This is a genomic window from Terrabacter sp. P5_B1 (assembly GCF_056400505.1).
In genome coordinates this window covers 1-3,491 of sequence record NZ_JBFULD010000390.1, presented here as the reverse complement: position 1 = coordinate 3,491, position 3,491 = coordinate 1, and the positions used below count along the sequence as shown (strand labels likewise).

Annotated in this window: 3 protein-coding genes; all 3 read left to right on the top strand. The window is 68.3% G+C overall.

Annotated features, from left to right (window positions below; genetic code table 11):
• Positions 1–1,371, top strand: a 1,371-nt coding sequence (gene sufB / locus AC1DP0_RS19715) for a Fe-S cluster assembly protein SufB (protein ID WP_478087842.1), incomplete at its 5' end; no start/stop codon positions are given.
• Between the two features lie 8 nt (positions 1,372–1,379).
• Positions 1,380–2,675, top strand: coding sequence for a Fe-S cluster assembly protein SufD (gene sufD / locus AC1DP0_RS19710; protein WP_478087844.1), 1,296 nt, complete (start codon positions 1,380–1,382; stop codon positions 2,673–2,675).
• 3 nt (positions 2,676–2,678) lie between these two features.
• Entirely contained in the window at positions 2,679–3,455 is a 777-nt protein-coding gene (gene sufC, locus AC1DP0_RS19705) for a Fe-S cluster assembly ATPase SufC (RefSeq protein ID WP_478087840.1), read from the top strand.
• The last annotated feature ends 36 nt before the right edge of the window (positions 3,456–3,491 follow it).

Below are 3,491 nucleotides of genomic sequence, written 5' to 3'. Positions count from 1 at the left end.
TACGAGTACGGCTGGGCCGACAGTGACGTGGCCGGGTCCACGGCGCGTCGTGGGCTCAACGAGGACGTCGTGCGCGACATCTCGGCCCGCAAGAACGAGCCCGAGTGGATGACGAAGCTGCGCCTGAAGAGCCTCAGCCTCTTCGGCAAGAAGCCGATGCCCGCCTGGGGCTCGGACCTCACGGGCATCGACTTCCAGAACATCAAGTACTTCGTGAAGTCCACCGAGAAGCAGGCGGCCACGTGGGACGACCTGCCCGAGGACATCAAGAACACCTACGACCGGCTGGGCATCCCCGAGGCCGAGAAGCAGCGCCTCGTCTCCGGCGTCGCCGCGCAGTACGAGTCCGAGGTCGTCTACCACCAGATCCGCGAGGACCTCGAGGCCCAGGGCGTCATCTTCCTCGACACCGACACGGCGCTGAAGGAGCACGAGGACCTCTTCCGCGAGCACTTCGCGACGGTGATCCCGGCCGGCGACAACAAGTTCGCCGCGCTCAACACGGCCGTGTGGTCGGGCGGCTCGTTCATCTACGTGCCCAAGGGTGTCCACGTCGACATCCCGCTCCAGGCGTACTTCCGCATCAACACCGAGAACATGGGCCAGTTCGAGCGGACGCTGATCATCGCCGACGAGGGCTCCTACGTGCACTACGTCGAGGGCTGCACCGCCCCGATCTACAAGTCGGACTCGCTGCACTCGGCCGTCGTCGAGATCATCGTCAAGAAGAACGCCCGCGTGCGCTACACGACGATCCAGAACTGGTCCAACAACGTCTACAACCTCGTCACCAAGCGCGCGACCTGCGAGGCCGGGGCGACGATGGAGTGGGTCGACGGCAACATCGGCTCCAAGGTGACGATGAAGTACCCCGCCGTCTTCCTCATGGGCGAGCACGCCAAGGGCGAGACGCTCTCGATCGCGTTCGCCGGCGAGGGCCAGCACCAGGACACCGGCTCCAAGATGGTGCACGCGGCTCCCTACACGAAGAGCTCGATCATCAGCAAGTCGGTCGCCCGTGGCGGCGGTCGCGCGAGCTACCGCGGCCTCGTCCAGGTGCTCCCCGGCGCGCACCACTCGGCCTCGACCGTGCGCTGTGACGCGCTGCTCGTCGACACGATCAGCCGCTCCGACACCTACCCCTATGTCGACATCCGTGAGGACGACGTGTCGATGGGTCACGAGGCCACGGTCTCCAAGGTCTCCGAGGACCAGCTCTTCTACCTCATGTCCCGCGGCATGGCCGAGGACGAGGCCATGGCGATGATCGTGCGCGGCTTCATCGAGCCGATCGCCCGTGAGCTGCCCATGGAGTACGCCCTCGAGCTCAACCGCCTCATCGAGCTCCAGATGGAAGGAGCCGTCGGCTGATGGGCCTTCTGGCTGACACGACCACCGACACCCCCGCCATCACCGAGACCCAGCAGAGCGAGACCACGGTGCCCGACGCCGCCCCCACAGCCACGACCACCGTCCCGGGTGCCGCGCACACGGACTCCGCCGCGGCCTTCGTGCCCAAGCAGTCGCGTGCCGAGCGCACGGCGTCGTTCGACGTCGCCGCGTTCCCGCTCCCGACGGGCCGCGAGGAGGACTGGCGCTTCACGCCCGTCAAGAAGCTCGCCGGCCTGCTGGCCGAGGGCGCGACGGGCCAGCTCGACTGGATCATGAAGCTCCCCGCGGGTGTGACGACCTCGACGATCACGTCCGAGCAGGCGCAGGCTCTCGGCATCCTGCCACCGCAGGACCGCGCGGCCGTCGTCGCCGGAGCGGCCGCCGACGGGGCGCTGCTGCTGGACATCCCGGCCGAGGCCGAGCTCGACGAGCCCGTGCGGCTGTCACTCGTCGGCCAGGGTGGCGAGCCCGTGCACGGCCACCTGGTCGTGCGCGCGGGGCGCTTCTCCAAGGGGACGGTCGTCGTCGAGCACAYCGTGTCGGCCCGCTACTCCCAGCTCGTCTCGGTCRTCACCGGTGACGGCTCGGACCTCACCGTCGTGTCCGTACAGCGCTGGGCCGATGACGCCCAGCACCTGGCCCAGCACGACGCGCTCGTCGGTCGCGACGCCCACTACAAGCACCTCGCGGTGAGCCTCGGCGGCGAGGTCGTCCGCGTCAACGCCAACGTGCGCTACGCCGGACCGGGCGGCGACGCGACCCTGCTCGGCGTCTACTTCGCCGACGCCGGCCAGCACCTCGAGCACCGCTCGTACATCGACCACAACGCGCCGCACTGCAAGAGCCGGGCCACCTACAAGGGCGCGCTCCAGGGCGAGACCGCCCACACCGTGTGGGTCGGCGACGTCCTGATCCGCGCCGAGGCCGAGGGCACCGACACCTACGAGCTCAACCGCAACCTCGTCCTGACCGACGGTGCTCGCGCCGACTCGGTGCCGAACCTCGAGATCGAGACCGGCGAGATCAAGGGCGCCGGGCACGCTTCTGCGACAGGGCGTTTCGACGACCTGCAGCTGTTCTACCTCCAGTCGCGCGGCATCAGCGAGGACGAGGCCAAGCGCCTGGTCGTGCGCGGCTTCTTCGCCGACATCATCCGTGAGATCCCGCTCGCCGACCTGCGCGACGAGATCACCGCGGCCATCGAGGAGGAGCTCGCGTCGACGGCATACGCGGCTCCCACCCAGCAGACCCCCAGCATCCCCAGCACCAACAAGGAGAACTGACCCATGAGCACGCTCGAGATCAAGGGACTCACGGTCTCGGTCCAGACCGAGGACGGCCCCAAGGAGATCCTGCGCGGGGTCGACCTCACCGTGAAGTCGGGGGAGACGCACGCGATCATGGGGCCCAACGGCTCCGGCAAGTCGACGCTGGCCTACAGCATCGCCGGCCACCCGAAGTACACCGTCACCGGCGGCACCGTGACGCTCGACGGCGAGGACGTCCTCGCCATGAGCGTCGACCAGCGCGCCCGCGCCGGCCTCTTCCTCGCGATGCAGTACCCCGTCGAGGTCCCCGGTGTGACGGTCAGCAACTTCCTCCGCACGGCCAAGACGGCCATCGACGGCGAGGCGCCCAAGCTGCGCACGTGGGTCAAGGACGTCAAGGCGGCCATGGGCAACCTGCGGATGGACCCGGTGTTCGCCGAGCGCAACGTCAACGAGGGCTTCTCCGGCGGCGAAAAGAAGCGCCACGAGATCCTCCAGATGGAGCTGCTCAAGCCCAAGGTGGCCATCCTCGACGAGACCGACTCCGGCCTCGACGTCGATGCGCTGAAGATCGTCTCGGAGGGTGTCAACCGCGCCAAGGAGTCGACCGACCTCGGTGTCCTGCTCATCACCCACTACACGCGCATCCTGCGCTACATCAAGCCTGACTTCGTCCACGTCTTCGTCGACGGCAAGGTCGTCGAGCAGGGTGGGTCCGAGCTGGCAGACCGCCTCGAGGACGAGGGCTACGACCGCTACCTCGTCGCGACCCCGGCCGTGGCTGCCGAGGCCTGAGCCCCATGACCGACGTCCTGCCCTTCACGGATGGGG